This is a genomic window from Variovorax sp. GW821-FHT09B05 (genome assembly GCF_059418265.1).
In genome coordinates this window covers 90,001-105,657 of record NZ_JBWKPN010000007.1, presented here as the reverse complement: position 1 = coordinate 105,657, position 15,657 = coordinate 90,001, and the positions used below count along the sequence as shown (strand labels likewise).

Sequence of the window (15,657 nt, the reverse complement as noted above, 5' to 3'; positions counted from 1 at the left end):
GACCCCGATTCATTCCTCCTCCAACCCCGTGCCGGCCGATCCGGCCCCGTCCTTCCCCTCGAAAGTGTCAGCACTTCCCACGTCCTCGAACCCTCACCAGCCCGCTGCCGTTTCCGGCTCGCCGGACGCGGCCGACCTGACGAGCTGCGATCTCGAGCCGATCCGCGTGCCGGGCTCGATCCAGCCGCACGGCCGCATGCTGGTGCTGGCGGCCGAGGGCCTGGAGCGGCTGGCCTGGAGCGACAACTGGCCCGAGGGCGAAGCCGCCGCCGCGGCGCAGAGCCTGCGCGGCATGGCGCTGCCGGTGCTGCAGCCCGGCGCCTCGCCGGTGTCGCTGGGCGCGTTCGAGATCGACGGCCGCCTGTTCGACGTGGCGGTGCACCGCACCGAGCAGCACCTGATCGCCGAGTTCGAGGCCGCGAAGCCGGCCGCGGGCAACGAGGCGCCGATCTATGCGCTGAGCCGCGTCCTGCTGCCCGCGCTGCAGCAGGCGCGCGACGTGGACGAACTCACCGGGCTGGTCGCGCGCGCGATGAAGCAGCTCACGGGCTTCGGCCGCTGCCTGGTCTACCGCTTCGATGCCGCGGGCCACGGCGAGGTGCTGGCCGAGGCGGCCGACGCGGGCTACGACAGCTACGTCGGCCACCACTTCCCGGCCTCCGACATTCCGCAGCAGGCGCGCGCGCTCTACCTGGTCAACCACTTCCGGCTGATCGCCGACGCCAACTACCGCCCGGTGCCGCTGGTCTCGAGCGACGCGGCGCTGGCGCCGACCGGCATCGACCTCTCGCAGGCGCAGTTGCGCAGCGTGTCGCCGATTCACCTCGAGTACATGCGCAACATGGGCACCCTGGCCTCGATGTCGGTGTCGATCGTGGTGCGCGGCCAGCTCTGGGGCCTGATCTCCTGCCACGACCACGACCCGCGCTTCCTCGACACCGCGACCCGGCTGGCCTGCGAGCACATGGGCCAGCTGCTGTCGATGCAGATCGACGCCAAGCAGACCCATGGCGAGGTGGCCGACCGGCTCGAGCTGCGGCAGCTCACGCTGCAGACCGTGTCGCAGCTCGCCGACAGCGACGCCACCCTGCGCCGGCTGGTCGAGGAGGGCTCGCTGCTGCTGCGCGTGGCACGCGCCACCGGCGCGGCCGTGGTGCTCGACGACGCGGTCTGGACCGTGGGCGACGTGCCGCCCGAAGCGCGCATCCAGGAGCTCGCGCACTGGATCGCCGGGCTCGGCGTCGAGGTCTACGACAGCGATTCGCTGGCCGGGCATTTCAAGCCCTTCGCCGACTGCGAGGCGGTCGCGGCCGGCGTGCTGGCGATCTCGATCTCGCAGGTGCACCGCCACCTGATCCTGTGGTTCCGGCCCGAGATCGTGCAAACGGTGCAATGGGCCGGCGATCCGCGCAAGCCGATGGTGCCGAACGGCCAGCGCATGCATCCGCGGCTCAGCTTCCAGAGCTGGGTCGAGCACATCCGCGGGCATTCCAATCCCTGGTCGGCGGCCGAGGTGGGCGCGGCCGTCGAGCTGCGCCAGGCGCTGATCGGCATCGTGCTGCGGCGCGCCGAGGAACTCGCGGCCGTGGCGACCGAGCTGGGCCGCGTGAACCGCGAGCTCGAGGCCTTCTCGTACACCGTCTCGCACGACCTGCGCGCGCCCATGCGCCACATCGCGGGCTATGTCGACCTGGTGACCCAGACCGAGGGCCAGCAGCTGACCGACCGCGCGCGGCGCTACCTGAGCCACGTGAAGGACGCGGCGGCCTTCGCGGGCCAGATGGTCGACGCGCTGCTCGACTTCTCGCGCATGGGTCGCGCCGCGCTGCAGAAGCGCACGGTCGACACGCCCTCGCTGGTCGAGGGCCTGGTGCGCGAGCTGGTGCGCATCGAGCCGGCCCGCGCCATCGAATGGCGCGTCGAGCCGAACCTGCCGCCGCTGTACGCCGACCCGCTGCTGCTGCAGGTCACGGTGCGCAACCTGCTGGCCAACGCGGTCAAGTACTCGCGCACCCGCGAGCCCGCCGTGATCACGGTGCGCGCGGTGCGCAACGACGCCGGCACCGGCCTCGAGGTCGAGGACAACGGCGTGGGCTTCCAGATGAAGTACGTCGACAAGCTGTTCGGCGTGTTCCAGCGGCTGCACCAGGCCGAGGAGTTCGAGGGCACCGGCATCGGCCTGGCCAACGTGAAGCGGATCGTGGAGCGGCATGGCGGCACGGTGTGGGCGCGCGGCGAACTGGGCGCGGGCGCCTGCTTCGGCTTCGTGCTGCCGGGCGCGGAGGCGGATGGAACGAATTCGAGCAACGCAACTGACGGAGAAGAGGATGCTTAAGCCGATCCTGCTGGTCGAGGACGACAAGCGCGACCTGGAACTGACCCTGGTGGCCCTGGAGCGCAGCCAACTGGCGAACGACGTGGTCGTGCTGCGCGACGGCGCGCAGGCGCTCGACTACCTCAAGCGCGAGGGCGAGCACGCCGATCGCGCCGAAGGCAACCCGGCCGTGATCCTGCTCGACCTGAAGCTGCCCAAGGTGACCGGCCTGGAGGTGCTGCAGGAAGTGCGCGCCTCGGCGACGCTGCGCAGCATCCCGGTGGTGATGCTGACCTCGTCGCAGGAGGAATCGGACGTGCTGCGCAGCTACGAGCTCGGCGTCAACGCCTATGTGGTCAAGCCGGTGGCTTTCGACCGGTTCGTCTCGGCGATCGCCGACCTCGGGGTGTTCTGGGCCGTGCTCAACGAACCGCCGCCGGGGTCGCTCAAGGCCACCCGGCGCCATGAGTAGCGGCACGGCTTCCACGACGGCCCCCGACATCCTCGTCCTCGAGGACTCGCGCTTCGACGTCGAACTGCTGACCGAGGCGCTGGTCGCCGCGCTCCCCGGGGCGCGCGTGACCGTGGTGTGCGACGAGGAGGGCTTCACGGGCGCGCTGCAGAGCGCGCGCTACCAGCTGATCCTGTCGGACTACGAGCTGCCGGGCTTCTCGGGCGCGCATGCGCTCGAGATCGCGCGCGCGGTGGCGCCGCTCACGCCCTTCATCTTCGTCTCGGGCGTGATCGGCGAGGACAACGCGGTCGAGCTGCTCAAGCGCGGCGCCACCGACTACGTGAGCAAGGGCCGGCTGGCGCGGCTGCCGGTGGTGATGGAGCGCGCGCTCAAGGAGGCGGCCGACCGCGAGGCCAAGCAGGCGGCCGAGGCCAAGCTGCGCGTGGCCCACGAGATCTTCGGGGCCGCCGAGTCGCGGCGGCTGGCGCTGATCGAGCTCAGCGACCGCATCCGCGACATGGACGGCATCTGCGAGATCGCCTACACCGCCTCGCAGATGCTCGGCATGCAGCTGCAGGTGGACCGCGCGGGCTACGGCGTGGTGAACAAGGCGGCCGAGACCATCGAGATCGAGCGCGACTGGACCGCGCCCGGCGTCAAGAGCCTGGCCGGCACGCTGCACTTTCGCGACTACGGCAGCTACATCGACGACCTGCGCCAGGGCACGACCGTGGCCTTCGCCGATGCCCACGACGACCCGCGCACGCGCGCCACCGCCGACGCGCTCGACGGCATCGGCGCGCGCGCCGTGGTCAACATGCCGCTGACCGAGCGCGGCGGGCTGGTCGGGCTGCTCTATCTCAACCACGGCACTGCGCGCGCCTGGTCGCGCGACGAGCTCGACTTCACGCGCGAGGTCGGCGAGCGCATCCGCTCGGCGATCGCGCGGCGCGAGGCGCAGCTCGAGCTGCAGGCCTTCGCCGAATCGCTGGCGCGCGAGGTCGAGGTGCGCACGCGCGAGCGCGACCGCACCTGGGAGCTGAGCCAGGACCTGCTGGCCGTGGCCAACGGGCAGGGCAGCTTCGAGAGCGTGAATCCCGCCTGGGAGGCGGTGCTCGGCTGGAGCCGCCAGGAGCTGATGGCGATGCCGTTCCGCCAGCTCGTGCACCCCGACGACCTGGCCGCGACCGAGGCCGAGCTCGCGCGGCTGGCCAAGGGCGAGCGCACGCGCGGCTTCGAGAACCGCTACCGCGCCAAGGACGGCAGCTACCGCTGGCTGTCGTGGACCGCCGTGCCCGAGGGCGGCCTCAACTATTCGGCCGCGCGCGACATCACGCAGCAGAAGGAGCGCGCCGCCGAACTCGACGCGGCGCGCGAGCAGCTGCGCCAGAGCCAGAAGCTCGAGGCCGTGGGCCAGCTCACGGGCGGCCTCGCGCACGACTTCAACAACCTGCTGGCCGCCATCGGCGGCAGCCTGGAGCTGATGCGTCGGCGCGGGCTCGAGGGGCGGCAGGCCGACCTCGAGCGCTACATCGGCGTGGCGCACGGCGCGGTCAAGCGCGCGGCCGCGCTCACGCACCGGTTGCTGGCCTTCTCGCGCCGGCAGACGCTGGAGCCCAAGTCGGTCAACCTCAACCGCCTCGTGAACGGCATGGAAGACCTGCTGCGCCGGACCCTGGGCCCGGGCATCGCGCTCGAGAACGTGGCCGCCGTCGGCCTGTGGAACGTGCACGCCGACCCGAGCCAGCTCGAGAACGCGCTGCTCAACCTGTGCATCAACGCGCGCGACGCCATGCCCGAGGGCGGCACGCTGGTGGTCGAGACCGCCAACCGCTGGGTCGACGCGCGCACCGCGCCGGCCCGCGACCTGCCCGAGGGCCAGTACGTGTCGCTCACGGTCAGCGACAACGGCGTGGGCATGAGCGCGGAGGTGGCCGCGCGCGCCTTCGATCCCTTCTTCACCACCAAGCCCATCGGCATGGGCACCGGGCTCGGCCTGTCGATGATCTACGGCTTCGCCAAGCAGTCGGGCGGGCAGGTGCGCATCTATTCCGAGGTCGGCCAGGGCACCTCGGTCAGCATCTACCTGCCGCGCCACGACCGCACGGAGGAGAACACCGCCGAGGCCGAGCAGGTCGAGACCGCGCCGCGCGCCGACCGCGGCGACACCGTGCTGGTGGTCGACGACGAGGCCTCGCTGCGCATGCTGATCGTGGAGGTGATGCAGGGCCTGGGCTATGCCACGCTCGAGGCCGGCGACGGCGCCGATGCGCTGCGCATCCTCGAGTCGAACCAGCGCATCGACCTGCTGCTGACCGACGTCGGCCTGCCCGGCGGCATGAACGGCCGCCAGGTGGCCGATGCCGCGCGCACCCTGCGCGCCGGCCTCAAGGTGCTGTTCATCACCGGCTATGCCGAGAACGCCGTGCTGAGCCATGGCCACCTGGCGCCCGGCATGCACGTGATGACCAAGCCCTTCGAGATGGATGCGCTGGCCAAGCGGGTCAAGACGCTGATCGAGTCGCGCTGAGGGCAGGGATGTTCGCCCGCCGCTAGGATCGGCGGGTCCTTCTCGCATCCTCCTGCATCCTCCTCGGCGCCATGACCCAACTCTCGCCCCTGCTGCTCATTGCCGGCGTCTACCTTGCCGTGCTCGCGAGCCCGGGCCCCAACTTCTTCATCCTGAGCCAGATGGCCCTCGACGGGCGCCAGCGCGAGTCGCGCTACGTGGTGCTGGGACTCACGACCGGCTCGATCTTCTGGGTCGTGCTCTCGCTCGCGGGCATGTCCACCCTGATGGCGCACCATCCGTGGCTGGCCTCGGCCGTGCGCTTCCTCGGCGCGAGCTACCTGGTCTGGTACGGCGGCGGCCTGCTGTGGCGCGCCGTGTCGCCGCCCGCCAAGACGGCGACGGGAAGCGCCCGCCGCGCGCCCGCGGGCACGCGCCGCGATGCACGCAGCGCCTACCGCGCCGGCTTGCTGACCGGCATCACCAACCCGAAGGGCGCGGCCTTCTGGACCAGCGTGTTCGCGACCCTGGTGCCCGCGCAGGCCGCGGGCTGGTTCTATCCCGCCACCATCCTGATGGTGGCCGTGCTCTCGCTGCTGTGGCACTTCGGGATCACCGTGGTGTTCGGCGCCGAGGCGATCCGCGCGCGCTACCTGCGCGTGGAGCGCTGGGTCGATGGCGTGGCCGGCGGCATGCTGGTCATGCTCGGCGTGCAGCGGATCGTCGCTCGATAGGGCCTCAGGCGGCGGCGGCTTCCGGCAGCTTCGCGACCACCTTGATCTCGAAGTCGAAGCCGTAGAGCCAGGTCACGCCGATGGCGGTGGCCGTGGGATGCGGCGCCTCGCCCCAGAACTCGGCGAGCACCAGGTTCCAGATGCGCTCGAACTTCGAGGCCGGATCGACGATGAAGATCGTCACGTCGATCACGTCGGCGAAGCTGGCGCCGGCCGCCGCGAGCACGGCATTCAGGTTCTGGAAGGCCAGCCGGACCTGGGCCTCGAGCTCGGGTTCGGGCGAACCGTCGGGCCGGCTGCCGACCTGGCCCGAGACGAACAGCAGGCCGTTGGCGCGCACGGCCGGCGAGTAGCGGTGGCGCTCGTAGAGCGCCTGGCGGCCGGCGGGGAAGACGACATCGCGTGCGGAGGACATGGGATTCACTTTCTTCGATGGTTGCGGATGCAGTGAATCTAGGTGTTCGCTCTTTGCGGATAAGCGGGCAAGACGCACAATGACTGTTTGGTAATCCCAAACAATCAGGCGATCAGATGGACCGTTTCGATGCGATGCAGGCCTTTGCGCGCGTGGTGGAAGCCGGCAGCTTCACCAAGGCGGCGCAGACCCTGCACATGAGCAAGACCACCGTGACCCAGCTGGTGCAGCAGCTCGAGGCACGGCTGCGCGTGAAGCTGCTGCACCGCACGACGCGGCAGGTCAAGGTCACGGCCGATGGCGCGCTCTACTACGAGCGCGTGGTGCGCCTGCTGGCCGATCTCGAGGACGCCGACACCAGCCTGGCCAGCGCCTCGGCCTCGCCCAAGGGACGGCTGCGCGTCGACGTGCCGGCTCCGCTGGCGCGGCTGATCCTGGTGCCGGCGCTGCCGGCCTTCCATGCGCGCCATCCCGAGATCCAGCTCGACCTCGGCGTGAGCGACCGCGTGGTCGACGTGATCGGCGACAACGTCGACTGCGTCCTGCGCGGCGGCGAGCTCACCGACTCCTCGCTGGTGGCGCGCCGCGTGGGCGACCTGCGGCTCGGCGTCTATGCGGCGCCCGGCTACCTCGCGCGCGCCGGCACGCCCGTGCATCCGCGCGAGCTCGAGGACTCGCACCACCGCATCGTCGGCTTCCTGCGCTCGCGCAGCGGCACGCTGGCGCCGATCGCGCTGTCGCGCGCGGGCGAGCAGTTCGTACCGCAGGGCCGCCATGTGGTCGCGCTCGACGACGGCAATGCCTATGCCGCGGCCGGCGTCGCGGGCATGGGCGTGCTCTGGCTGCCGCGCTACATGGCCACGCCGCACCTCGCCAGCGGCGAGCTGGTGCCGCTGTTCGAGGACTGGGAGGTGGCTTCGATGCCGCTGTACCTCGTGTTCCCGCCGAACCGGCACCAGAGCGCGAAGCTGCGCGTCTTCATCGACTGGGTCGACGAGCTGATGGCGAAGCATGCGCCGCTCGCCGTGGCGGGCGGCGCCTGACGCGGCGCGCGCCTCAACGCGAAGCCAGCGGCTCCAGTCCCGTCTTCGCGATGGTCGGCGCGCTGGCCGGCGAGTTCAGGTAGCGGATCAGTTCGCGCGCCGCCTCGGGCTGCGTCGACGCGGTGGCGATGCCGGCCGAGAACACCGTCACCTGCTGCACCTCGGCCGGCAGCGGGCCCACGTAGTCGATGCCCTCGATCGGCAGCAGCTCGCTGACCTGCTGCAGGCCGAGCGCGGCGTCGCCGCGCGCCACCACGCTGCCCACGCGCTCGCTGAGGATGCGACGGCTCTTGGGCTTGACCTGGGCCTCGAGGCCGAGCTTCTTCAACAGCTCGGTCTCGTAGTAGGTGCCGCTGGCGCTGGCCGAATAGGCGATCGACGGCGCCGCGAGCAAGGTGCGCTTGAGCGCCTCGACGCTCGAGATGTCGGGCCTGGGCGCGCCCTTGCGCACCGCGAAGCCGATCGAGGAGCGCACCAGGTCGACCTGGCTGCCGGCCCGCACCTGGCCCTGCGCGACCAGCGCATCGAGCGCGGGTCGCGCCAGGATCACGACGTCGGCCGGCTCCTTGCGCGCGAGGCGGCTCGGGATGGAGTCGGCGGCATTGCCCATCGAGGCGCCGTAGGCGGTCTTCACCGCGCGGCCGCTGGCGCGCTCGAAGCCGGGGCGCAGTTCGTTGTAGGCGGCGGTGAAGCCGCCCGAGGTCATCACGTGGAGCTCGGGCTTCGGTGCCGGGGCATGGCCGGCGGGGCTGCCGCAGCCCGCGAGCGCGAGCCCGAGGGCGCTGCCGAGCAGGGCGCGGCGCGTGAAGGCAGCGAGGCGGGGGCGCTGGATGGTCATGGTGTCTCCTGTGTCGATGTCGCGCCCGCCATCGTAGGAGCCCTGCCTGTCAATCCGCCGTCAGCGCAGCGCGGGTCTTCACCGAGGCCGTGGCGCCCGGCTCGATGCCTTCGCGCGCGAGCGGCAGCCGCACCGTCACCAGCAGGCCCGGGCCGGGTCGGGTCTCGCCGAGCACGATGCTGCCGCCGTGCGCCTCGGTGGCCGAGCGCACGATCGCGAGGCCCAGGCCGCTGCCGGTCTGGGTCTGGTCGGGGTCGCGGAAGAAGCGGTCGAACACGCGCTCGCGCAGCTCGGGCGGAATGCCCGGGCCATGGTCGGCCACGCTCAGCTCGGCCTGCGCGCCGTCGCGCCGGATGCCCACGGTCACGGTCGATCCCGGCGGCGCGTACTTGGTGGCGTTGTCGATCAGGTTGTCGATCATGGACACCAGGCTGTCGCGGTCGCCGGCCACCGGTGCCGGGTCGTCGCTCAGCAGCTCGACCTCCACGCCGCGCGTGCGCGCGAGCACCGACAGCGTGGCCAGCCGTTCCTGCACCAGATCATCGAGGCGCAGCAGCGCGGGGCGCGGCGCCGAGACCTGGGCCGCGCTGCGCATCAGATGCAGCAGCTGGTTCACCAGCCGTTCGGCGCGCGCGCTGGCGCTGACCATGCGCGCCATCAGCTCCTGCTGGCGCGCGGGCGGCACCGTCCCGGGCTGCGCCTGCAGGCCCTGCAGCGCCTCCACGTTCACGCGCAGCGCCGCGATCGGCGTGCGCAGCTCGTGCGCGGCATCGGCGATGAAGCTCTGCTCGCGTTCCATGCTCGCGCGCAGCCGCTGCATCAGCGCATTGAAGTTGTCGACCAGCGGGCGCAGCTCGTCGTGGCGCGTCTGCGTGGCCAGCGGCGCGAGCTCGCGCACGTCGCGCGACGCGATCTCGCGCGCCACCTTGCGCCAGGGCCGCAGCGCGAGCCGGATCGACAGCCAGGCCGGCAGCAGCAGGAAGGGCACGCTGATGACCAGCGGCAGGATGTAGTAGCCGCGCGAATGGAAGGTCAGCCACATCTGCGGGCCGGCCGGCAGCACCAGCGCGACCCGGGTGGCACCGTCCTCGCTCTCCAGCGAACGCGTGCGCCACTGCTTGCCCTGCGCGGTCACGTCCTCGGGCACGCCGAGGCGGCTGTTGGCGATGTCGGCCGGCACGCCGTCCGAGTGGTAGACCAGCCGGCCGTGCTGCCACACCAGCAGGCTCGGCGAGAGCGAGGGATCGTTGTCGCTGCCCATGGTCTCGCGCAGCGCGATGTCCATGCGCTGGAGGCTCTCGGCCAGCGCCGCGGGCCGGTCGGCCAGGTTGTGCGCCACCGACAGCACGCTGCGGTGCGAGGTGTCGACCATGCCCATGTCCTCGGTCAGCGAGGTGCCGAGCACCAGGCCCACCGCGATGCTCCACAGCAGCGTGAGCATCGCCACCTGCGCCAGCATCAGCCGGCGCACCAGCGTGGGCCGCAACAGCCGACGCCAGCCGCGCGGGGCGTCGGAGGCCGCCGCCGTGGCCGTCAAGACGGCGTTCCCGGCAGCTTCAGCGCGGCCTGGTCGATCACGTAGCCGATGCCGCGCACGGTGCGGATGTAGCCGTCGCCGATCTTGCGGCGCAGGTTCGAGATGTGGACCTCGAGCACGTTGCTGCCATGGGTCTGCCAGGCCGGCAGCACCTGCTGCTCGAGCATGCGCCGCGTGATCACGCGGTCGGTGCGCTTGATCAGCAGGCTCAGCAGCTTGAATTCGCTGCGCGACAGGTCGACCGGCTGGCCGTTGACCTGCACGCGCTGCGTCGGCTCGTGCAGCCACAGGCCGCGCACCTCGAAGGTCACGCCGTCGCTGCCGTAGCTGCGGCGCGCGAGCGCGCGCACGCGCGACAGCATCTCGGCGAGAACGAAAGGTTTCACCAGGTAGTCGTCGGCGCCGTTGTCGAGCCCGAGCAGGCGGTCGTCGAGCGCATCGCGCGCGCTGAGGATCAGCACCGGCAGCCGCGATTCGGCGCGCCGCACGTGCTGCAGCAGGCCCAGGCCGTCGCCGTCGGGCAGGCCCAGGTCGAGCAGCAGCAGGTCGCAGCCCTCGCCATCGAGGATGCGCTGCGCGTCCTCGATGCGGCGCACCCACACCACCTCCATGCCCTGCGTCTGCAGCGCCACCCGGATGCCGGTCGCGAGGTCGAAATCGTCTTCCACCAGAAGGATCTTCATGAATGCAATCTAACCGGCGAAGCTGAAGGAATTCCTAATACTTCTCGATCGGGCCCGAAAGGTGCAAGGCGCTGCAAGTCGCCGAATCTTCAGCCGATCTTCATCTGCGCCGCCCACGATGCCGCAGGCTCGCGCGTTGCTCACCGGCCGGCCCGTGCCGGCATGGCATTCCCCCGTCTTCCTTCGCCTCCCGACGATGTCCCTCGACGCCACTTCCTTCCTGCCGCATTTCCGCTCGCCCCAGGCCCATGCGGCGCTCTCGCAGTCGTACGACCGCGTGCTCGCGCACTGGCCGGTGCCGGTGGAGTCGCGCCATGTCGACACGCGGCGCGGCCGCGCCCATCTGCTGGTGTGTGGCCCGGCCTATGGCGTGCCGGTGCTGCTGCTGCATGGCGAGGGCGGCAATGCCACCACCTGGGTCCACATGGCCGGCGTGCTCGCGGGCGCGCTGCGCGTGTACGCGGTCGACATCGTGGGCGATGCCGGCCGCAGCGAGGGCCGCCGGCCGGCCAGCGAGGACGACTACTGCGACTGGCTCGAGGACGTGCTGATCGGCGTCGGCCGGCCCAAGGTGGGGCTGTGCGGCGTCTCCTTCGGTGCCTGGCTCGCCGCCGCCTACATGCGGCGCTCGCTGCGCCGCGTCTCGAAGCTCGCGCTGCTCGCACCGCCGCGCATCGGCCCGCGGCGCGTCGTCCCCGCCGCCTGCGCGCTGCTGGCGCGGCTGTGTCCCACCGACGGCAACCTGCGCCGCCTGCATGCACTGAGTTCGTCGCCGCGCGCCTGCCCGCTGCCCGAATGGGCGCTCGAGGACCTGCTCGTGCGCTGGCGCAGCCAGGGCGCCGGACTGCCGCGCGCCGCGGGCCTCAGCGACGCCGAGATGCGGCTGCTGCCGGCCGGCACCCGCGTGCTGCTCGGCGAGGACGATGCGCTGCATGCCATCGACATCGCGAGCCGAAGGCTGCGCGTCAATGCGCCGCGCGTGGAGCTGATGGTGGTGCCCGATGCGGGGCATGCGATCGAGTTCGATCAGGCGCAGCGTGTGGGGCAGATACTGCTCGATCACTTTCGGGGGCGGGGGTACGTGCTGTAAGCGGGAGATCGCTTCATCCGCCATCCGCCATCCGCGCTCGCCCCGTCGCGCCGTCTGCCCGCCCTGGGGCCATCTTCGGTGTGCTCGCAAGCGCTATCGCTTCGTCTCCGGGATTGGAATCGTCACGGTAGCGCCATAGCTCGTATCGGTTCTGCTTCCGCGTTGATTCCCCGGGATGGGGCCGTCGGCTCCTCGGCCTGGCTGTGTGTAGACCGTCGTCGCGGAGGGCGAGATGGTCGCGGGGCCGACCTTCATCGAGGCCGCCGGCGGCGCCGTCTTCGTTTCGACAGTCGTCTGCGCAGTGGCGTATTGAACGGTCGACAGGAGAACGACCAGCGCGGTCGGAATATTCGGTTTCATCGGTATCTCCGTGGAGTGAAGGAGACTGCATTCTTCGAGGTGTCCGGGGCGGTCCGCATCCCCTGTATTGCGGATGCAGCCGGTTCGGCGCGGCGAGAGGATCCAGCTTTTCTACCAACCGCAAGAGGGATCCATGAAAGCACTTTTGACTGCCCTGGCACTGCTCGCACCTGGCCTCGTGGTCCATGCCCAGACGCCACAGACCATCGCCGCGGACTGCACGACGAGTCCCACGGGAGCCGATGGCAGGCGCCACGGATGCGAGTCCAATGTCGCGAAGCTCACCGCACCGGATGATTTCGTTTTTGCGGAGAAGACCCTCACGGGCGGCGAGACCAGCGGTGCGGGTTCCGAGCACAGTTGCAACCTTGCTTGGGGGGACTACGTGGAAGTCATCTCTGGCACCGGGATTCAGCAGCCACGCACGGTGACGCTTCAGGCAAGGGCGCGAGGTCCCAGTGGGCACTTCTCGGGCCGCGGCTGGGCGAAGTGCAGCTACACGGTCAATCTCTCGAAGTACAGGTAGGGCGGTATGGCATCGGCGAGTGGTCTCGCCATTAGGGCTCGCCGCAATGCCCACGGGCCTTCATCGAAAGGTTGCATCGCAAGCCATGCCGCACCCATGCGCGAACCAAAGAACGCATGTCTCGCCATTGATGCAACTGTGCTGCAGCAACGATTCTGCATCGCAAGTGTTGGCTGCGCGCATCGATGCACTCGCATCGCATCGCCGCGTTGTGGAGTCCATCTTCGTACCCCACGAAGCATCGCGCGGTCTTGACTCCATTCGTCGTATGACGCGCGAACAATTTGAGAGGGAAAAGTTCCGCGCTTCGTTGACGCACGGGGGGAGCGGCAGTTAGAACTGTGCGCACTCGATGGAGGGAGAACGCGTGAAGATATCGAACACCAAGCGCACACACTCCCGCCGTTGCGTCCTCGCTGCCGATCGCCTCGTGGCCGGTGCGGGAAGACGCAAGGCGGCCGATGGGTCCATGCCGATCGCGGCCTCGGCCATCGCCCGTCGCGCGCATCGCACGCGCGCCCTGCGCTGAATCGAACGCCCCGGATCCTGGTGCGATTCGTCCTCTCGCTGCCCCGCGCATCGTCGGGTATGCACAACCTCTTTTTCCGCGCGCCCAGTCCGCTGATGTGGCTGATGCCGCGGATCCTCGGCCCGCCGCATCGATCGCCGGTGCGGTCGCACGCGGCACGCGCTTGCCGCGTCCACTGAAACCGCTGCTCATGGCTGGCACTGCCTGCCTGTCGAACGATCGGTTCGACGGGAGGGCGGGGGCTTGCCGCTGCGCGAGTCTTTCACCCCCTTAACCCGCGCGCGTTCCATGCAGGAGCCGGCCACACGCCGGCAGGTGCAGGACGGCGCATGTCCCTACAAGAGGCGATCATGAAGAAATTTCTCAAGCCCGCAGTCCCGTACTTTGCCATCGGTGCAGTGACCCTTGCCGCGCTCGTGGCTTGCGGTGGCGGCGGTGGCGGCACGCCATCGTTCGGTGGCACCGGCGCCGCGCTCGACACCGGCAACGTGGTGGCGCAGAACGGCAATGCCGACGCGCCCGACGATGGCAATCCCCAGGCCGCGCCCGACTCGGCCGCGAGCAACAACATCGATCGCTCGGCGCAGCCGATGGAGCTGCCCGACACGGTCTGGCCGAAGAACTACAAGCTGTGGTTCCGCCCCGATGCGGCGCTCAAGACCTTCACCGGCCGCGGCGATGTCGAGATCGAGGTGCTGAAGCCGGTCGATGCGATCGTGGTGGCCGCGCACGACCTCAAGTTCGCCAACGGCCGCACCACGCTGCGCAAGCTCTCGAGCCCGGGCGAGGCGATCGCGCTGATCCCCACGCCGCAGACGCGCGGCGACTTCGTGCAGCTGCGGCTCAACGACGGCCAGATCGCCAAGGGCAAGTACCTGCTGCACATGGAGTGGGACGGCAAGATCCAGTTCTCCGATGCCGAGTACTGCCCGCCGGCCGAGATGATCAAGAACCCGCTGTGCTCGGCGGCCACCGGCGTGTTCAAGGTCGGCCTCTCCACGCCCGAGGGCGTGAGCAGCGATGCCATCGTGACGCAGGGCGAAACCAACTTCGCGCGCCAGTGGTTCCCGGGCTGGGACGAGCCCGCGTTCCGCCACACCTTCGAGATCTCGGCCGAGGTGCCGGGCGACTGGAAGACGGTGTCGAACGGCGCGCAGAAATCGCAGACCCGGCTGCCCGACGGCTACCAGCTGGTGTCGTTCGAGAAGACGCCCTCGATGCCCATGTACCTGACCTTCTTCGGCGGCGGCAAGTTCGACATCCTCGAGGACAGCTTCAAGAGCCCGCTCGACGGCAAGACCATGCCGCTGCGCTGGTTCACGCCGCCGGGCCGCTCGACCTGGGCCACCTTCGCGATGGAGTGGACCAAGGTCGCGATGGACTACTACTACAAGTACACCGGCATCCCGCTGCCCTTCGACAAGTTCGACACCGTGGCCGCCAACGACAGCTACGACAACAAGCCCAACACCGGCTTCGGCGGCATGGAGAACTGGGGCTCGATCTTCGAGTTCGCCGACTCGGTGCTGACCAAGCCCGGCGACACGCCCACGCTCTATTCGGTGACGGTGGTCACGCACGAGGTCGCGCACCAGTGGTTCGGCGACCTGGTCACGCTCGACTGGTGGGACAACGTGTGGCTCAACGAGTCGTTCGCGCGCTGGTTCGAAAGGCGCACCACGATCAAGTTCCACCCCGAGTACTACAGCTTCTCGGACTACGTGCTCGACAAGCACAGCGTGATCGTGGCCGACCTCAAGAACACGGCGGTGCCGGTGCAGCGCAACCTCAACGACGCGGGTTCGTTCGGCTTCATCAGCCCGTCGATCTTCGTCTACAACAAGGGCAGCCACGTGCTCGAGACGATCCAGAACTACATCGGCGAGGAGGCGATGCAGAAGGGCCTGCAGATCTACCTGAAGGACTATGCCTATGGCAACGTCACGCCCTCGCGGCTGTGGAGTTCGCTCGAGAAGGCGACCGACAAGAAGGTCAGCGCCATCGGCGACAGCCTGATCCGCCAGACCGGCGTGCCGCTGCTCACGGTCGATGCGCAGTGCGCGGGCGACCGCACCTACGTGTCGATCACGCAGGAGTCGTTCCCGAACCAGAACCAGTACCCGGCCTCGAGCTGGACCGTGCCCGTCACGCTGGCCTATGGCGACGCGATGGCGCAGCGCAAGACCTTCGTGATGGACAACAACCGCACCAACCTCGAGCTGCCGGGCTGCACCGCGGTGCTGGCCGGGCCGACCGGGCAGGACTACTACGTGAGCAACTACAGCGCCGCCTCGTGGAGTGCGCTGCTCGCGCAGGCGCAGAACTTCGCCGACAACAAGCCGCTGCTGCTGAACATCGAGCGCGATGCCTTCCGGCTGCTCGGCGTGGGGCGCATCACGCAGGCGCAGTACGACCAGATCAAGGGCGTGCTGAACCTGCCGACCGCGCTGCTGGCCAAGACGCAGGAGAGCCAGCAGAAGATGGCGGCGGTGGATGCGGGCGCCAAGGAGGAGTACCCGCATGCGCTGCGCTTCCAGGGCAGCCTGAAGCTGCGCGAGAACCTGAAGCGCTGACGGCCTGAACCCACCGGGCGACGCGCCCGGTGGGCCACCCATCTTTCACCGG

Annotated in this window: 12 protein-coding genes; 8 read left to right on the top strand and 4 right to left on the bottom strand. The window is 70.0% G+C overall.

Translation table 11 applies throughout. The annotated features are described in order from the left end of the window. The first annotated feature begins 64 nt into the window (after window positions 1-64). From AC07RM_RS19445 to AC07RM_RS19430, 4 genes are all read left to right on the top strand, one after another. The gene (locus AC07RM_RS19445) at window positions 65-2,335 is read left to right on the top strand and encodes an ATP-binding protein (protein WP_495335549.1); all 2,271 of its coding nucleotides are present in this window, start codon (window positions 65-67) and stop codon (window positions 2,333-2,335) included. Next, window positions 2,328-2,786: a response regulator gene (locus AC07RM_RS19440; RefSeq protein WP_093344502.1), complete on the top strand. Its 459-nt coding sequence runs from the start codon at window positions 2,328-2,330 to the stop codon at window positions 2,784-2,786. The genes AC07RM_RS19445 and AC07RM_RS19440 overlap by 8 nt, the downstream gene beginning before the upstream one ends. Next, on the top strand, window positions 2,779-5,298 hold the full coding sequence (locus AC07RM_RS19435; RefSeq protein WP_495335548.1) for a response regulator: 2,520 nt from the start codon (window positions 2,779-2,781) through the stop codon (window positions 5,296-5,298). The genes AC07RM_RS19440 and AC07RM_RS19435 overlap by 8 nt, the downstream gene beginning before the upstream one ends. Before the next feature lie 71 nt (window positions 5,299-5,369). After that, window positions 5,370-6,011 (top strand): LysE family transporter, encoded by a 642-nt coding sequence (locus AC07RM_RS19430; RefSeq protein ID WP_495335547.1) that lies wholly within the window; start codon window positions 5,370-5,372, stop codon window positions 6,009-6,011. 4 nt (window positions 6,012-6,015) lie between these two features. Here the strand turns inward: AC07RM_RS19430 and AC07RM_RS19425 are convergent, their stop codons facing one another. Beyond that, the gene (locus tag AC07RM_RS19425; RefSeq protein WP_431509267.1) at window positions 6,016-6,426 is read right to left on the bottom strand and encodes a RidA family protein; all 411 of its coding nucleotides are present in this window, start codon (window positions 6,424-6,426) and stop codon (window positions 6,016-6,018) included. A gap of 116 nt (window positions 6,427-6,542) precedes the next feature. Between AC07RM_RS19425 and AC07RM_RS19420 the strand changes: the two genes are divergently transcribed. After that, complete coding sequence (locus AC07RM_RS19420; protein ID WP_495335546.1) at window positions 6,543-7,469, top strand: LysR family transcriptional regulator; 927 nt, start codon at window positions 6,543-6,545, stop codon at window positions 7,467-7,469. A gap of 13 nt (window positions 7,470-7,482) precedes the next feature. Here the strand turns inward: AC07RM_RS19420 and AC07RM_RS19415 are convergent, their stop codons facing one another. Genes AC07RM_RS19415 through AC07RM_RS19405 form a run of 3 tightly spaced genes read right to left on the bottom strand, consistent with a single transcriptional unit; the run spans window position 7,483 to window position 10,527 of the window. Next, window positions 7,483-8,307, bottom strand: coding sequence for a substrate-binding domain-containing protein (locus AC07RM_RS19415; RefSeq protein ID WP_495335545.1), 825 nt, complete (start codon window positions 8,305-8,307; stop codon window positions 7,483-7,485). A 49-nt stretch (window positions 8,308-8,356) separates the two neighbouring features. Then, the gene (locus tag AC07RM_RS19410; RefSeq protein WP_495335544.1) at window positions 8,357-9,844 is read right to left on the bottom strand and encodes a sensor histidine kinase; all 1,488 of its coding nucleotides are present in this window, start codon (window positions 9,842-9,844) and stop codon (window positions 8,357-8,359) included. Next, window positions 9,841-10,527 carry a response regulator gene (locus tag AC07RM_RS19405; RefSeq protein ID WP_093344488.1) on the bottom strand — a complete coding sequence of 229 codons (687 nt, stop codon included), beginning with the start codon at window positions 10,525-10,527 and terminating at the stop codon, window positions 9,841-9,843. The genes AC07RM_RS19410 and AC07RM_RS19405 overlap by 4 nt, the downstream gene beginning before the upstream one ends. A 196-nt stretch (window positions 10,528-10,723) precedes the next feature. Here AC07RM_RS19405 and AC07RM_RS19400 point away from each other — a divergent pair, with 196 nt between their 5' ends. The 3 genes from AC07RM_RS19400 to AC07RM_RS19390 all read left to right on the top strand — a co-directional run bounded on the left by AC07RM_RS19400 (window position 10,724) and on the right by AC07RM_RS19390 (window position 15,605). Further along, complete coding sequence (locus AC07RM_RS19400; RefSeq protein WP_177239365.1) at window positions 10,724-11,617, top strand: alpha/beta fold hydrolase; 894 nt, start codon at window positions 10,724-10,726, stop codon at window positions 11,615-11,617. Between the two features lie 493 nt (window positions 11,618-12,110). Beyond that, on the top strand, window positions 12,111-12,503 hold the full coding sequence (locus tag AC07RM_RS19395) for a hypothetical protein (protein ID WP_495335543.1): 393 nt from the start codon (window positions 12,111-12,113) through the stop codon (window positions 12,501-12,503). Window positions 12,504-13,382: 879 nt separating this feature from the next. Then, a complete protein-coding gene (locus tag AC07RM_RS19390; RefSeq protein WP_495335542.1) occupies window positions 13,383-15,605 on the top strand; it encodes a M1 family metallopeptidase in 2,223 nt (740 codons plus the stop codon). The last annotated feature ends 52 nt before the right edge of the window (window positions 15,606-15,657 follow it).